Genomic DNA, 15361 nt, shown 5'->3' on the forward strand with positions numbered 1-15361 from the left:
TCAGGCTGTGATCAGATCTTCTTGAGATCCTTCGCCCGTAGGTAGACCTGGCAGTATTTGCTGCTCTGCCCGTCGATGTAAAAGGCGACCCTGAAGGCCAGCTCGTTGCCGTCGTCCTTCCGGAAACCGATAGGCGGATAGCCGCTCTGCGGGCCGACCTGCCACTTGCTGTTCTCGGTCGCCTTCTTGTGGAGCAAGCCGACACCGCTGACATGTACGACTCGATTGTAATACTGAAGCACAATGTCGGCTTCGACGGTGCTGTTCTTATGATTTCCGGCGGCCTTCGAAATGGCATACCGCCATCGCACGACGGTGGTCTCTCCCTTCTTCGGCTTGCCTACGGTCTCGATGTAGCCCTTCGCCCAGCGACCGTGGGTCTTGCACGTCTTCCACGCCCGATAGTGCGCTTTCGGCTTCGCGGCGGTGCCCACCGCACCCGCCGGCGATGCCACCCCGGCCCCGAGCCCGATCACGGCCGCGCCGGCCACGAGAAGACGTGTTGAAGAATGCATGTTCGCTGCGAATCCTCTCTCATCGAATTACTGCGAGAAGCGCTTTAAGTGGAGCATACGCATGCGTATGGAAGTCCCGCAAGATCAACTTTGGGGCTCTTGATGTCAATGACACGGCGAGACCGGATTCAATGACCGATCGCAATACCCTCGACAATTCGCGTTCACCGAGAATTCACGTCGACCCGTTAGCGGTCCTGCTCAGTACGTCCCGCCGACGTGGACCCGGCGGCCGAGTGCCTCCCGGTTCCGGACGTCCTGCCCCTGCTCGATGTAGACGGTGAGCCGCCGAAGCCCGGCGAGCGGTGCGAGGTCGATACCTGGAGCGACGTTCTTGATGTAGAGCTCTCGCAGCTTGCGCAGCCCCTTCAGCGGGGTCAGGTCGACGACACCGCCGCAGTGGCGCAGCCAGATGGTCTCCAGGTCGACCAGCCCGGCCAGCGGCGTCAGATCGTCGATGCCGGTGTCCTCCAGATCGAGGAAGCTCAGACCCGTGAGCTCCGCCAGCGGGGCGAAGTCGGTGATCCCGCGGCAGCCCCACAGACCGAGGCTCGTCAGATCCAACCTGGTGAGGGGACGAAGATCACCCACCCAGGGCGAGTGGTTGAGCTGGAGCAGACGGAGCATCGGGGCGCGTCGCACGAGTTCGTCCAGCCCCGAGTCGATGGACGAACCGGGGATCTCCAGCTCCGTCAGGCGGTCCAGCGAGGGCAGCGAGTCGAGCTCGGTCAACGCGGGGCAATCGTGGAGGCCGAGGGTCTCCAACGTGGTCTGCGCCCGCAGCGGGGACAGATCCGTGACCTCCTCGAGATGCCCGACGCGCAGTGTGCGCAACGCGGGAAGGTCGCGCACGAAACCCACGTCGCGCAGACCTGAGGTGCGCAGCACGAGGCTCGTCAGCCGCGGGAGCCGGCACAACGGTGCGACGTTCCCGACGGCGGCCGACGCGGAGATCTGCAACCGTTCGAGACTCTCGGCGCAGCCGGCCAGCGGAGACAGATCACCGGACTCGAGCCCCGCGACCCGCAGTTCGACGAGCGGTAGCCCGAGGTCGTGGAGGAAGGACAGGTCGGACAACGCGCCTCTGAACGAGGTGAGGGACCGGAGGCGTGTGACGTGCCGGACGGCGGGAAGCAGCCGGGACGCCGGCACGGAGAGACCCACGAGTGGGGCGTCGGCCAGGACACGCCGGGCGTACTCGTCCGGGTCGAAGTACTCCCAGCCCTTGACGAGCTCCTCCTGCACCGGCTCCCGGGGATCGGTGCCGTAGCCGGAGAGCATGTCGAGGGCTCTGGGTCCGTTCACGAGCCAGGCGGTACGGACGACGGCGCGCGCGGCGGCGGGCGTCAGGCCGTCGAGGGTCGGGGGCAGGCGATCGAGAATCGTCTCGCCGACGTTCGACAACGAGCGCGCCGAGGCGAGGTCGCGGGGCGGGACGAGATCGTCCAGACACGTGTCGATGGCGCCGCGCAGCTCGACGGGGATGGCCGGGAGGGTCTCCAGGCAGCCGGCGACGAGCAGCTTGAGGCGGCGCGCGTTGCGCGGCTCCGCGTCGATCCGGCGGAAGAGTCCGGTGAGCAGCTCGGTGCGCTGCGGGGCGTTGGCGTGGCCCGCCGCCATGATGATGGTCTCGCGCCACTGGTCCTTGTGCGCCTGGGCGATCAGGGGCTCCAGGTCGCCGTCGTCGGCGAACTGCTTGGCGGTCAGGTACTCCTGCACGGTGCGGTGCACGAAGTCGATCCGCCCGGGGACCGGCTCGCGCAGCACGCCGCTGCGCTCCAGCAGGTGGTCCAGCACCGCCGCGCCGTCGGCCGGCGCACTCGGCATGGTGGCCAGCCGGGTGCCGATCCACCGGACCACCGCGTCCTTGGGCAGCTCGGTCCGTCCGGTGACCGACAGCCGCCAGGCCAGGTCCTGCAGGATGAGCATCTTCTGAGCGCGCTCGAGAACGATGTCGTCGTCGAGTGCGATCTGCCGTTCGACGTCCCGGCGTTCGAGCAACAGGTCCAGGGCCGCCGCGTACAGCCCCATCCGGTCGCGCGGCAGCTGTTTCTCCCGGTCGAGGTTGAGCGCGCACAGCATCGCGGCGAGCAGGGGACTGCCGGCGAGGGCTCGCAGGTGCGACGCCGACTCCATCCGCGCCAGCAGCGCGGTTTCAAAGCCGGGCAGCTGTTCCGGTGCGCAGGGCAGGTCGCCCGCGTCGCGTACGGCCTCGTGCCAGTGCCGGATCAGCTCCTTGACGTCCGCCGGGGTCATCCGTTCGAGCAGGGCGGTGGCGAATCCCTCCCCCGCCAGCCAGTCCGAGCTCGCCGCGGCGGGCCGGGAGGTGACGACGACCCGCAGACCCGGGTACGCGGCGAGCAGCCCGCCGAGCCAGGAGCGTACGGCCCTGCGCCGCGCGCCGGGCAGCTCGTCCACGCCGTCCACCATGAGCAGCGCCCGGCCGCCGCCGAGCACCCGGTGCGCCCAGCCGGCCGGCATCAGCCCGGCGATCGGGTCGGCGACGCCTTCGAGGAACCGCTCCGGCGGTGGCAGCGGCCCGCTCGTGTGGCTGCGCAGCTTGATGAGGAAGGGAATGCAGCCGTTCCAGTCGGCGAGGTCCCCGGTGAAGGTGCCCCGGGCCGCGGAGATCGCCAGCCAGCGCAGCAGCGTGCTCTTGCCCGAGCCCGCCTCCCCGCGGATCAGCGTGAGCGGCGCCCGGCCGAGCGCGGTCTCGACGCGCAGCGTCGCCGCGACGGCCTCCCGCTCGTCCTTGCGCCACTCCTCGATGCCGAGTGCGTCGCGGGCTGACCGCCGGGGCCGTCCGCGTTCCGCCGTGTCCTCGTCGGTGGACACGCTGAGGCTGATGTACGCGACGCTCAGCGTCGTACGAGGTCGGTAGCGCTCGACCCGTACGCCGAACAGCTCGAGTACGTCGAGGGTCGTGCTGACGTGTTCGAGATACCTGCGCCGAAAGGCCTCATCGGTGGCGGTGCCCTCCGGCGCCTCCAGGGTGCGGACCGGCAGCCGCTCCAGTAGCTGGGACACCTGGTCGGCGACGGCGGACAGCCGGGAGAGGGTCTCGGTGGACGCCCTCGGCCCGAACTGCGGCAGTTGCTGGACGATGCGCACGAAACAGTCGCAGCACTCGTCCAGGACGACGTCGTACAGCCGCGCCCCGGCCTCCCCGAGCTGCCCCTCGATCGCGCGGCGCGGCAGCCCGCCCCGTACGTGCGCGGCGAGGCGCGTGGCGTCGAGGTCGGTGGCGAGCACGGCCCGGTCGGACAGGTCGGCGTCGGCGAGGGTCTGGACGACCTCGGCGAGCGCGGCGGCCTTGTCGTTCTCGCGCAGCCCGCCGTACTCGTGCCCGCACAGGGTCAGCAGCCGCTCGGCCACCTGGTCGGCGATGTCGGCGATCTGGCGCTCGAACCGGCGGCGCACGATCCGGTCGGGAAACCTCACCTGAACCAGGTCGGCGAGGTCGCGCTTCCGATCGCGTTCGGCGGACCACCCGGCCAGCCACGCCTGGGCGAGGTGACGGCCCAGCGCCTGACCGACGGCAACGGCCGCGGCCTCCACTGCCATGCGAAGCCTCCCGAGACAGCCCGACGGGCATTATGACGGACTACGCCGCCTTAGACGCCCCTTCTCGCCACAAGGCTCCCGTCCGGAGACCGCGTGATCGTCGCCATCTGTGCGGGCCGCTGTAGACTCGCGGGCGACGATTGCCGATCGGGGAGACCGAACGTGGCGGGTGACGTAGACATCGCGGGCTGATGCCCGCTGTGAAGGCCACTGGCCGGTGCGAAGAAGAGGCACCGCCGTCCGTGGCCGGATTCCGTCCGCCCTCGCCCGTTCTCCGCCGGGCCGCTCCGGCGCGCCCGCGGCACACGCAAGGTCTTCGTGCATGTCCGACGCTTTCATCGTCTGTTCCAACCTGTCCTTCTCCTGGCCGGACGACACTCCGGTCTTCACCGACCTGTCATTCGCCGTGGGGAGCGGCCGCACCGGACTGGTCGCGCCCAACGGCTCCGGCAAGAGCACGCTTCTCAAGCTGATCGCCGGGGTGTACCGGCCCACGGCGGGTTCCGTCTCGGTGGACGGCGTCCTCGGCCATCTCCCCCAGGATCTGCCCATGGCCGGCGACCGGACCGTGGCCGAGGTGCTGGGCATCGCGCCCGTCATCCAGGCCATCGACGCCATCGAGTCCGGGGACGCCGCCGAGGAGCATTTCACCACCATCGGCAACGACTGGGACGTCGAGGAGCGCACCCGCGCCCAGCTGGACCGGCTCGGCCTCGGCGGCGTCTCCCTCACCCAGCGGCTGAGCGCGCTCAGCGGCGGCCAGGTCGTCTCCCTCGGCATCGCGGGGCAGCTCCTGAGACGCCCGGACGTCCTGCTGCTCGACGAGCCGACCAACAATCTCGACATCGACGCGCGTCACCGGCTCTACGACGTCCTGGAGGAATGGCGCGGCTGTCTGCTGCTCGTCAGCCATGACCGGGCGCTGCTCGATCGCGTCGACCGCATCGCCGAGCTCGACCGGGGAGAGATGCGCATGTACGGCGGTGATTTCACGGACTACGAGGAGGCCGTGCGCGTCTCCCGCGAGGCCGCCGAACGCAGCGTGCGGACCGCCGAGCAGGAGCTCAAGCGCGAGAAGCGGGAGATGCAGCTCGCCCGGGAACGCGCCGAGCGCCGGGCCGGCAACGCCGCCCGCAACCTCAAGAACGCCGGCCTGCCGAAGATCGTCGCCGGCGGCCTGAAGCGCAGCGCCCAGGAGTCGGCGGGCCGGTCGGGCCGGACGCACGCCGCGCGGGTCGACGACGCCCGCGCCCGGCTGGACGAGGCGGGCCGGGCGCTGCGCGACGACCAGAAGATCGCTCTGGAGCTGCCCGGCACTCGCGTCCCGGCCGGCCGGACCCTCTTCCTCGGCGAGGGGCTCCGGGTGCGCTTCGGCGACCGGGAGCTGTTCGCCGGGGACGGCGCCGACCTGGTGATCCGGGGTCCCGAGCGGATCGCGCTGACCGGCCCGAACGGCGTCGGCAAGTCCACCCTCCTCCGTCTGGTCACCGGTGACCTGGCCCCGGACGGCGGTACGGTCCAGCGGGCCGACGGCCGGATCGCCCACCTCACGCAGCGGCTCGACCTGCTCGATCTCGACCGTACGGTGGCGGAGAATCTGGCCGCGTTCGCGCCAGGCATGGCGGAGTCGGACCGGATGAACCTGCTGGCCCGCTTCCTGTTCCGCGGGGACCGTGCGCATCTGCCGGCGGCGGTGCTGTCGGGCGGCGAGCGGCTGCGCGCGACGCTGGCGTGCGTCCTGTGCGCCGAGCCGGCACCACAGCTGCTGTTGCTCGACGAGCCCACCAACAACCTGGACCTGGTGAGCGCCGGGCAGCTGGTGAGCGCGCTGGGCGCGTACGAGGGCGCGTTCCTCGTGGTCAGCCACGACGAGCGTTTCCTGGACGAGATCGGGATCGGCCGCCGCCTGGAGCTGCGCGACGGCCGGCTGCTGGAGACGTGACGACGAGGCGCGTCACGGGGTCCGGTCGGCGTGTGCGGCCGCGTACGCCACCGGCTCCGGTCTGTGTACGCGGTCACGCGTGTCACGGGGTCTGGTCGGCGTGGGCCGGGACGTACGTCTCGGCGTAGGTGTCGAGGACGGGGAGGACCTCCTCGCGCGGGCCTGACGGGACGCGGAGGACGACCTCCTCGATGCCGAGGGAGGCGTAGTAGTCGAGTTTGCCGGCGCTGGGCTCGGTGCCGAAGGGGATCACCGGCACCGGGTCCCGGCCGGCGCGGCCGCACGCGTCCCGGAGGGCGGGCAGCGCCTCGCGGATGCCCGCGCCGCCGATGGGCAGCCAGCCGTCGCCGTACTCCGCGATGTGCCGGAACAGCGTGGGGCCCGGCGCGCCGCCGAGGAGGACCGGGATGCGGCGCGCCGGTTGCGGCCATGCCCAGGAGGGCGCGAAGCGGACGTACTCCCCCTCGTACGATGCCTCCTCCTTCGTCCAGAGTGCGCGCATGGCGAGGACGTGCTCTCGTGCCTGGTCGCGGCGGCTCTTCCAGAGCACCCCGTGGTCGGCGGCCTCTTCCCGGTTCCAGCCGAAGCCGACCCCGAGGGCGACCCGGCCGCCGCTGAGGAGGTCGAGCGTCGCCACGGCCTTGGCGGTGACGATCGGCTCCCGCTCGGCGATCAGGCAGACGCCGGTGCCCAGCGTGATCCGCGACGTGACCGACGCGGCGGCGGCCAGGGCGATGAGCGGGTCGACCGTGCGGGAGTACTCCTCCGGCAGGACCGGGTCGCCGGTCGGCGGCGGGGTCGCGCGGCTCACCGGGATGTGCGTGTGCTCAGGCACGTACAGGGAGGCGAATCCGCGCCGCTCGGCCTCCACGGCGAGCTCCGGGACGGGCATCGCCCGGTCGGTGGCGAACATCGTGACACCCAGCCTCATCGGCCCTCCGAAGGTTATTCGACCAAGCGATTGCTCGGTCATTCTAAGTTGTTGTAGCGTGCGCTTGTTCGGTTGGTACGGACGAGAGGGGCGCCATGCCGTTCGCGGACCTCGCGGACCCGGGCCGGCCGGGAGGTGACGTGCGGCTGTTCTACACCGACGACGGGACCGGCGACCTGCCGCTCCTCCTCGTGCACGGCTGGGGCTCGGACTCCCAGGAGTGGACCTGGCACCTGCCGGACCTGGCGACGCGGTACCGCGTGATCGCGGTCGATCTGCGCGGGCACGGGAGCTCGTCGGTGCCGCCGAGCGGGTTCCACCCGCGCGACATGGCCGACGACCTGATCCGGCTGCTCGACCATCTCGACATCCCGCAGGTGATCGGGGTGGGCCACTCGATGGGCGGCCAGATCGTCAGCATCCTCGCCGTCGAGCACCCCGACCGCGTACGGGCCGTCGTCTGCGTGGATCCGGGCTACGGCCACACGCAGGACGTCGCGGAGGACGCCCCCGCGCGCGTACGGGCGCTGAGGGCGGACGCCGGCGCCTCGCTGCGGATCGACAAGTGGTGCTACACGCCCGTCACGCCACCCATGATCAAGGCCTGGCACGCCCGGCGGCTGCTCGCCATGCCGCCGCACGTGCTGGCCGAGGCGTTCGCCGGGCTCTTCCTCGGCGACGGCTCGATCGGTGTCCGGCCCGCGTCCGACGACTACCTCGCGCGCCGGGAGTGCCCGGTGCTGACGTTCTGGTTCGACCCCGCCCAGGCCGCCTGGGAGGAGTCGCTGTTCAAGCATCCCGCCTCGACGACCGTGACCTGGCCCGGCTCGGGCCACCGCCTCCACGAGGAACGACCCAGGGAATTCCTGCTCGTCATGAACCGATGGATTAAAGGGGTAACGCAGTGAAGTTCGCCATCTTCCTCAACCCACAGATTCCAGGGTCGGGTTACAGCGCCGAGGAGAACGCCAAGGCGAAGCGGCCCATCGGGCGGGACACCGAGTCGTACCAGAAGCTGCTGCACGAGGTACGGGAGATCGCGGTCCACGCCGACCGGATCGGCTTCGACGCCCTGATGATGACCGAGCACCACTTCCACTCGGAGGGCATGGAGTTCTCGGTCAACCCGCTGATGTTCCTCACCGACCTGGCCGCCCGTACCGAGCGGATCCTGCTGGCGCCGCTCGGGCTCGTGCTGCCCGCCTGGGACCCGATCCGCGCCGCCGAGGACGTCGCGCTGCTCGATCAGTTCTCCAAGGGACGGCTGCGGCTCGGCGTCGCGCGCGGCTACCAGAACCGCTGGATGAACGTCCTCGGCCAGCGCTGGCACGCCGCCGCCGCGCGGTCCGACGGATCGGCGTCGGACAACCGCAACTTCGACGTGTTCGGCGAGATCCTCAAGATCATGAAGATGGCGTGGACGCAGGAGACGCTGAAGTACAAGAGCGACGTCCTCGACTACGAGGTGCCGTTCCCGCACGACGGCATCACGGGCTGGCCGGCCACCGAGTGGACGCGGACCTTCGGTGCGCCGGGCGAGATCGACGACGAGGACGTGATCCGCTCCGTCGCCGTGTGCCCGCGGCCGTACCAGAACCCCTACCCGGAGCTGTGGCAGCCGTTCACGATCAGCGACCGGTCCGTCATCCGCGCGGCGCAGGAGCACATCCTGCCCTGGCTGTTCACGCCGAACCCCGACGACCACGCCGCCAAGGCCCGCCTCTACCAGGAGGAGTCGGCCAAGTGCGGCCGGAACTACAAGCTCGGCGAGCACACCGGCATCCTCAAGATCGTCGGCATGGCGGACACCCGTGAGGACGCCATCGAGACGTACGGCCGGAACATGCCCAAGGACTTCGCCGCCTTCTTCGGGCCGTTCGGCTACCTGGAGGTCATGCGCAAGAAGGAGGACGACAAGCACGTCCCCATCAGCCCGGAGAAGGGCGATTTCAAGCGCATGAACGACGTCGAGATGGCGCTGCTCGGCGGCCCGGACGACGTCAAGCGCGGCATCCAGCGGATGCTCGACCGGATGCCCGACCTCGAATGGTTCGGCCTCTACATGCAGGGCCAGCAGGGCGTGCTGCCGCTCGACACCGTCAAACGCAACCTCGAGCTGTTCGCCACCAAGGTCATCCCCGAGTTCGCGGACTGACCCGGTGGAGTTCTGGCTGGCCGGGTTCTGCGAGACCGGCGAGTACCTCGGGCTGGCGCAGGCGGCGGAGCGCCTGGGCTACGACACCCTGACCGTCTCCGACCACATCTTCCACGCCGACTACGAGTCCCGGTACCCGTACTCCGAGACGGGCGACCCGCCGTACGACGCGAACACCCACTGGCCGGACGCGTGGGTGACGATCGGCGCGATGGCGGCGGTCACCGCACGGCTGAACTTCGCCACCAACGTGTACGTCGCCCCGGCCCGCGACCTGTTCACTGTGGCGAAGGCCGTCTCGACGGCGGCCGTGCTGTCGGGCGACCGCGTACGGTTCGGCGTCGGCGTGGGCTGGTGCGCGGACGAGTTCCGGCAGACCGGGCAGGACTTCCACACGCGCGGGCGGCGGCTCGACGAGATGCTGCCGGCCCTGCGGACGCTCTGGCGGGGCGGGCCGGTCGAGCACCACGGGCGCTGGTACGACTTCGGCCCGCTCAGCGTCTCCCCCGTCCCGTCCGCTCCGGTTCCGGTGTACGTCGGCGGCGACAGCGACGCGGCACTGCGCCGGACGGCGCGCTTCGCGGACGGCTGGATCGGCAACCGGATCTACTCGGAGGACCAGCTCTCCGAGCTCCTGGAACGCCTGACCCGGCACCTCGCCGAGCACGGCCGCAAGCTCGACGACCTGCGGGTGATCGCGCCGATCGGCGCCATGCCGAGCCCCTCGCTGTACCGCAAGTGGCAGGAGCGCGGCGTCGACGGCACCCTGGCGGCTCCCTGGTGGCTGGCCACGGCCGAGGAGAAGCAGCGCTGCTCCGGCCTCAGCCTGAAGATCGCCACCCTGGAGCGCTTCGCCGAGGAAGTGATCGCGAAGATGTGAGGGGTCAGCTCAGGGTCCAGGACTGCGCGGTGGCGCGGCCGATGGAGTCGCTGATCGCCTGGTAGGTGTCACGCGCCCGGCGAGCAGCCGTCCGGCCTGAAAGTTTCACGTGTGGGGCCGCGGGTCACCTGATCTCCTCGACGGGGACGTACGTGTCGGGGAGGCCGAAGGCGGCCGGGCCGAACGTCTCCAGCGCCGCGGGCGTCCGCATCAGCTCCGGTGTGGAGATCGTGTAGACGGTGATCCGCATTCCGTACCGCAGCGACTCGGTCGTCACCGGCCGCCCCGTCTCGCTGTCCAGCGTGCAGATCAGGTCGGGGACCATGGCGCGTACCTCCCCGTCGATGCGGGCGATCAGGTACTCGTTCTGGAACACGATCTCCAGCCGCTCCGCGCCGGTGAAGGACTCCAGCGTGGCGGCGCCGCGCGTGAAGCCCTCGATCGTGCGCCGCTCGACGTCGATGACCTTGCCGTGGAACAGCACCGATCCGTGCCGGTAGATGGTGGCCGCGAGCAACTCGCCGAGCGCGTCGAACGGGTCGCGATGCTCCGCCTGTGCCTCGCGCAGCGTCCGGCCGATCGCCTGGGCGACGCCGAGCGTGCCCGGGATCGCCGTCCGGCGCACCTGGGCGGCGGTCATCGGGTACATCGACACGTACGACGCGCCGCCCATCCGGATCGTCACGCCGCGCGCGAGCCACTCCATGCGCCGGTTGTCCGTGGTCTCGACCAACGCCGCGTCGCCCTTTTCGTCGGCGACCACCATCGGTGAGCCGGGCACGCCGTAGATGTGGAAGGTCTCCATCTGCAGTTCGGGAAAAGCCCGGCCCATCCCGTCGGCATCGACGACCGGCAGGTCCAGCAGCGCCCCCACGTACAGCGGGATCATCGAGTTCACTCCCCCGCACTCGACCGGCATCGTCGCCACCGCACTGCGGGAGAGCCGAGCCTCGAGCGCCCGCAGCGCGGTCACATTCTCCGTGCCGCTGGGCAGCTTCTCGACGATCACTGTGGGCGCCCCCATCATGAGTGTCGGGACGACCAGGTCGTCGGCGTCCAACTCGTCGGCGGTGACCACCCGGATCCGGCGCCCGGCGGCGAGCTGCCGTTCGGCCAGCAGCCGCCCGATGTAGGGGTCACCGCCGCCGCCGGTGCCGAGTACGGCCGCGCCGAGCGCGAGGTCCCGCAGGTCGTCGCCGGTCAGTTCCCGCATGAGATCTCCACGGGCACGTACTCGTGGTCGTAGCCGAAGTAGCCGGGGCCGACGAGGTCGAGGCCGGCGGGGGTACGCCATCGCGGGTCGCAGGGTGCGCCGACGACGCTGACGCGGAATCCGTAGCGGAGTCCCTCGGTGGTGACCGGATCGCCGCTGTCCGTCTCCAGCACGCAGATCAGATCGGGCACCCCGGCCACGACCACGCCGTCCCGGCGGGCCACGAGGTTCTCATTCTGGAAGTCCAGCTCCAGCGTGCGGCCCTCGTGCGCGCCGACGCCCGTCAGCGACGCGGTGCCGCAGGCGAAGCCGCCGGAGGTCCGTCGTTCAACGTCGGTGATCTTGCCGGTGAACAACACGTACCCGTCGAGGACCTCGGCCGTCGCGCCGACCGGATCACGGTGGCCGCGTGCCTCTCGGACCACCCGCCCGAGCCGTTCGACGAGGCCCAGGGTGCCGGGCACCAGCGCGTCCCGCAGCTGGTCGCCGCGCATCACGTACTGGACGGTCATCGCCCGGCAGCCCATCTCGATGGTGATGGACCGCGCCAACCGCTCGGCCCACCGGTTGTCGATCGTGCGCAGCAGCGCGCCGTTGCCCTTCTCGTCGGCGAGCGCGAGCGGGCAGGTGGAGACTCCGGCCAGAGTCGGGAGCAGCATCTGCAGCTCGGGGAACGCGCGGCCCATGCCGTCGGCGTCCAGCAACGGCAGGCCCGTCTCGGCGGCGGCCACGAACGGGATCGTGGAGTTGATCCCGCCGGCCTCGACGCACGCGAGATGCGTGATCTCCGCGTCCAGCACCTCTCGCAGCGCTCGCAGCGCGGTGTAGATCTCCCCGCCGCCGGGCATCTTCTCGACCATGACCGTCGGCGCGCCCATCATCCCGACGGGCACCACGATCGCGTCGTCCGGCACCTCGTCGATGTCGACCAGTGTCACCGGGCCGTGCCGCCGGATCGCCTGTTCGGCCAGCAGCCGCCCGATGTAGGGATCCCCGCCGCCGCCGGTGCCCAGGATGGCGGCCCCGCGAGCGATGTCGGCCATCTCGTCGGCCGTGACCAGCCTGCTCATTCGGTGACTCCCCGGGCGGTGAAGTCCAGATCTCCGACGGCCTTGACCCGTACCCGCACCGCGTTGCCCGGCAAGTACGCGATCGGCACCTCTTCGACCTCGACGATCTGCACGCTCTCCGGGCGGGCGCCGGCCGTGACGGCCTGATTCACCGCCTCGGCCTTGGCCTGGTCGAGGACCTCGTCGCGGGCCTGCCGCCCGAGCGCGAAGATCCGGTCGACCTCGCCGCCGACCTGCGCGATGGCGGCACCGATGGCATTGGCGACGGCGAAGTGGTCGGGCCGGTGGACATCGCCGAAGCCCGGCAACGTGTCCGGGACGAGGACGGAGCCGCCGCCCACGATGACGACCGGCACGGGCTCGGCCGACGTCCGCATCCGGTCGACGACCTCGGCGACGTCGTGGGCGATGCGGTCGATCGCCCCGGCCACCAGCCTTCGGTCGAGGTGGCGGACCAGGGAGGCGTCGCCGATGTCGGCGTGGCCGGCCGCCACGATGACATCGGTCGCGGTGAGCGTGTCGCCGCCGAACACCAGGGCGCGCCGGGTCAGTTCGTGGCCGACGCTGTCCGGCCCGATCGACAGGGCGGAGTCGGCGCGGACCCGGCTCCCGCCGCCGATCCCGATCGACAGGACGTCCGGCATCCGGAAGTTGCTGCGCACGCCGCCGATGTCGACCTCGGTCGCGGCCTCGCGGGGGAAGCCGCGGGTGAGCATGCCGACGTCGGAGGTCGTGCCGCCGATGTCGACCACCGCGCAGTCGGACAGCCCGGACAGCAGCGCCGCGCCGCGCATCGAGTTGGTCGGCCCGGAGGCGAACGTGGCGACCGGGTACCTGCGGGTGAACTCGACGTCCATCAGCGTGCCGTCGTTCTGGGAGAGGTACAGCGGCGCGGTGATGCCGACGGTGGCCAGAGCACTGGTGAAGGCGTCGACGATCGTGTCGGCGAGGTCGCGGAGGCAGGCGTTGACGATCGTCGCGTTCTCTCGCTCCAGCAGGCCGATGCGACCGATCTGGTGGGAGAGGCTGATGTGGACGTCGGGCAGCGCGCCGGCCACGATCTCGGCCGCCTGCATCTCGAAGTCGGCGCTGACCGGGGAGAAGACCGAGGAGATCGCGACGGACCGCACCCCGGCGGCGCCGATCGCGTCGGCCACCCCCTTGATCTCCTGGGGGCGCAGGTCGGAGATGGTACGGCCGTCGAACTCATTGCCTCCGTGGCACATGTACCCGTGGTCCCCGATCGCGGAGCGGAGGCGATCGGGCCAGTCGACCATCGGCGGCAGCGCCTTGGTGGCCGGCAGGCCGAGGCGGATCACGGCGGTCGGCGCCAGGCGGCGGCCTTCGACGATCGCGTTGGTGAAGTGCGTGGTGCCGATCATGACGGCCTGGATGTCGGCCGGGGAGAAGGCGTTGCCCTTCGCCAGCCCGCGCAGCGCCGCGACGACGCCGCTGGTCACGTCGCTGGTCGTGGACGTCTTGATCTCGGCCAGCACCGTCAGCCCGTCCATGAGGACGGCGTCGGTGTTGGTGCCGCCGACGTCGATTCCGATACGCACGTTCCTTCTTCCTTCTCTAGGGGTTTATGCCCGGCCGAGGAGCCGGGCCGAACCGCCGGTCGGGCGTTCACGGAATGCGTCGCCGGGGGTCAAAGGACCATCTCCCACGGAATGCGTCGCCCGGGGGTCAGGGGGCCGTCTCCTGCTCGGTGGTGCCCACCCCTCGGGTGAGGCCGAGGCGGCCCGCCACGAGGTAGCCGGCGAACGCGACGATCAGGGAGTTCAGCGCGGGTACGCCCCAGGTGACGAACTTGCCGATGAGGAAGGCGCCGGCCCAGATCACCAGGGTGGCCGGGACCCAGGCGGGAGCCTGGCGGGGTACGGTGTCGCCCGCCGCGTCCAGGTCCCCCCGCCACCGGCGTACGAGGAAGTACTCGGCGACCATGATCCCGGCGACCGGCGGGACGGCGATGCCGAGGATGATGAGGTAGTCCTGGAAGCTGTCGAGGATCCCCGCCGCGGCCAGCAGTGTGCCGGCCACGCCCAGCCCGATGGTGACGAACCCACGGTTCACGCGGCGGCCGAAGAGCGTGTCGATGATGTTGACGAAGCCGAGCGACGACGAGTAGAGGTTCCAGTCGTTGATCTTCAGGGTGGCGGCGACGAGGATCACGGTGCCGACGGTGCCGCTGGTGGAGGTGACGATCGCGACCACGTCGCCGGTCCGCAGGGCGTGCGCGAGCAGCACGCCGATCAGCCCGATGACGTACTCGCCCAGGGTGATGCCCAGGACCGTCTGCTTGATGACGTCGGGGATGCTGCGGTTGTAGCGCGTCATGTCCGGCGTGATCACCGCTCCCACGATGAATCCGCCGGCGACCATCGTCGTTCCGGCCACCATGCTCAGATGCGGCCCCGGGGCCGGGGACGTGACCAGGGAGCCGAGCGAGTGCTTCGTCAGTTCGGTCACGATCGACCAGCCGGCCAGCGCGATGAACAGGGGGACCGTCACGTACGCGATCCACTGCATGCTGACGAACCCGTACACGACGGCGAGCGTGATGAACGCGCCCGCGACCAACGTCCACACCCACAGCGGCGGACCGCCGAGCAGGCTGTGCAGGCCCTGGGCGAAGACCGCGTTCTGGATGCCGAACCAGCCGATGAGGCTGATCGTGATCATCAGGCCGATCAGGCCGGCGCCGTACCGTCCGAAGCCGGTCCAGCGGGCCAGCACCGACGTCGACATTCCCTCACGCACTCCCATGATCCCCAGCAGGATCGCCACGATCTCGAGGATCGCCGCGCCCAGGGTGATCGCACCGACCGCGCCCCAGAAGGACATGCCCACGCCGAGTGTGGCGCCCAGGAGGAACTGCGACAGCGCGGACAGTTGCCCGAAGCGTTGGGTCGCGATGGAGAACCAGTGGTACCGCGCCTGGGCCGGCACGCGCTGGAGGGCGTAGTCATCGCTGCCGATCGCGGCCTCGTCTGGGGCGTCGCCGACGATGGGGGCATCGGTTGGGGTCATCGGTCCTCCCACGGAGTCGTTGCCGAGCACGGTAGGCACCGGGCAGCGTTCCGGGAATGGG

Annotated in this window: 11 protein-coding genes; 4 read left to right on the forward strand and 7 right to left on the reverse strand. The window is 70.6% G+C overall.

The window, feature by feature from the left end:
- Positions 1–11 precede the first annotated feature (11 nt).
- Together ACYVF7_RS45935 and ACYVF7_RS45940 are read right to left on the reverse strand one after the other, a co-directional pair.
- A complete protein-coding gene (locus tag ACYVF7_RS45935) occupies positions 12–515 on the reverse strand; it encodes a hypothetical protein (RefSeq protein WP_460352289.1) in 504 nt (167 codons plus the stop codon).
- Between the two features lie 201 nt (positions 516–716).
- Complete coding sequence (locus tag ACYVF7_RS45940; RefSeq protein ID WP_460352290.1) at positions 717–4079, reverse strand: NACHT domain-containing protein; 3363 nt, start codon at positions 4077–4079, stop codon at positions 717–719.
- 322 nt (positions 4080–4401) lie between these two features.
- Here ACYVF7_RS45940 and ACYVF7_RS45945 point away from each other — a divergent pair, with 322 nt between their 5' ends.
- Positions 4402–6021 carry an ABC-F family ATP-binding cassette domain-containing protein gene (locus tag ACYVF7_RS45945; RefSeq protein ID WP_460352292.1) on the forward strand — a complete coding sequence of 540 codons (1620 nt, stop codon included), beginning with the start codon at positions 4402–4404 and terminating at the stop codon, positions 6019–6021.
- 82 nt (positions 6022–6103) lie between these two features.
- Here ACYVF7_RS45945 and ACYVF7_RS45950 read toward each other — a convergent pair whose 3' ends face one another.
- Positions 6104–6952: an LLM class F420-dependent oxidoreductase gene (locus tag ACYVF7_RS45950; RefSeq protein ID WP_460352293.1), complete on the reverse strand. Its 849-nt coding sequence runs from the start codon at positions 6950–6952 to the stop codon at positions 6104–6106.
- 95 nt (positions 6953–7047) lie between these two features.
- Here ACYVF7_RS45950 and ACYVF7_RS45955 point away from each other — a divergent pair, with 95 nt between their 5' ends.
- From ACYVF7_RS45955 to ACYVF7_RS45965, 3 genes are read left to right on the forward strand one after another with little or no spacing between them, the layout of a single operon-like run.
- Positions 7048–7860, forward strand: coding sequence for an alpha/beta fold hydrolase (locus ACYVF7_RS45955; protein WP_460352295.1), 813 nt, complete (start codon positions 7048–7050; stop codon positions 7858–7860).
- Positions 7857–9107, forward strand: a complete 1251-nt coding sequence (locus tag ACYVF7_RS45960; RefSeq protein WP_460352297.1) for an LLM class flavin-dependent oxidoreductase — start codon at positions 7857–7859, stop codon at positions 9105–9107. The genes ACYVF7_RS45955 and ACYVF7_RS45960 overlap by 4 nt, the downstream gene beginning before the upstream one ends.
- 4 nt (positions 9108–9111) lie before the next feature.
- Positions 9112–9987 carry a TIGR03619 family F420-dependent LLM class oxidoreductase gene (locus tag ACYVF7_RS45965; RefSeq protein WP_460352299.1) on the forward strand — a complete coding sequence of 292 codons (876 nt, stop codon included), beginning with the start codon at positions 9112–9114 and terminating at the stop codon, positions 9985–9987.
- Between the two features lie 124 nt (positions 9988–10111).
- Here ACYVF7_RS45965 and ACYVF7_RS45970 read toward each other — a convergent pair whose 3' ends face one another.
- From ACYVF7_RS45970 to ACYVF7_RS45985, 4 genes are all read right to left on the reverse strand, one after another.
- Complete coding sequence (locus ACYVF7_RS45970) at positions 10112–11200, reverse strand: DUF917 domain-containing protein (RefSeq protein ID WP_460352301.1); 1089 nt, start codon at positions 11198–11200, stop codon at positions 10112–10114.
- Positions 11188–12270: a DUF917 domain-containing protein gene (locus ACYVF7_RS45975; protein WP_460352303.1), complete on the reverse strand. Its 1083-nt coding sequence runs from the start codon at positions 12268–12270 to the stop codon at positions 11188–11190. Before ACYVF7_RS45975 ends, ACYVF7_RS45970 begins: the two co-directional genes overlap by 13 nt.
- The gene (locus ACYVF7_RS45980; RefSeq protein ID WP_460352305.1) at positions 12267–13829 is read right to left on the reverse strand and encodes a hydantoinase/oxoprolinase N-terminal domain-containing protein; all 1563 of its coding nucleotides are present in this window, start codon (positions 13827–13829) and stop codon (positions 12267–12269) included. Before ACYVF7_RS45980 ends, ACYVF7_RS45975 begins: the two co-directional genes overlap by 4 nt.
- 127 nt (positions 13830–13956) lie before the next feature.
- Positions 13957–15300 (reverse strand): purine-cytosine permease family protein, encoded by a 1344-nt coding sequence (locus ACYVF7_RS45985; protein ID WP_460352307.1) that lies wholly within the window; start codon positions 15298–15300, stop codon positions 13957–13959.
- Positions 15301–15361: the final 61 nt, after the last annotated feature.

The organism is Actinoallomurus acanthiterrae, from assembly GCF_054775715.1.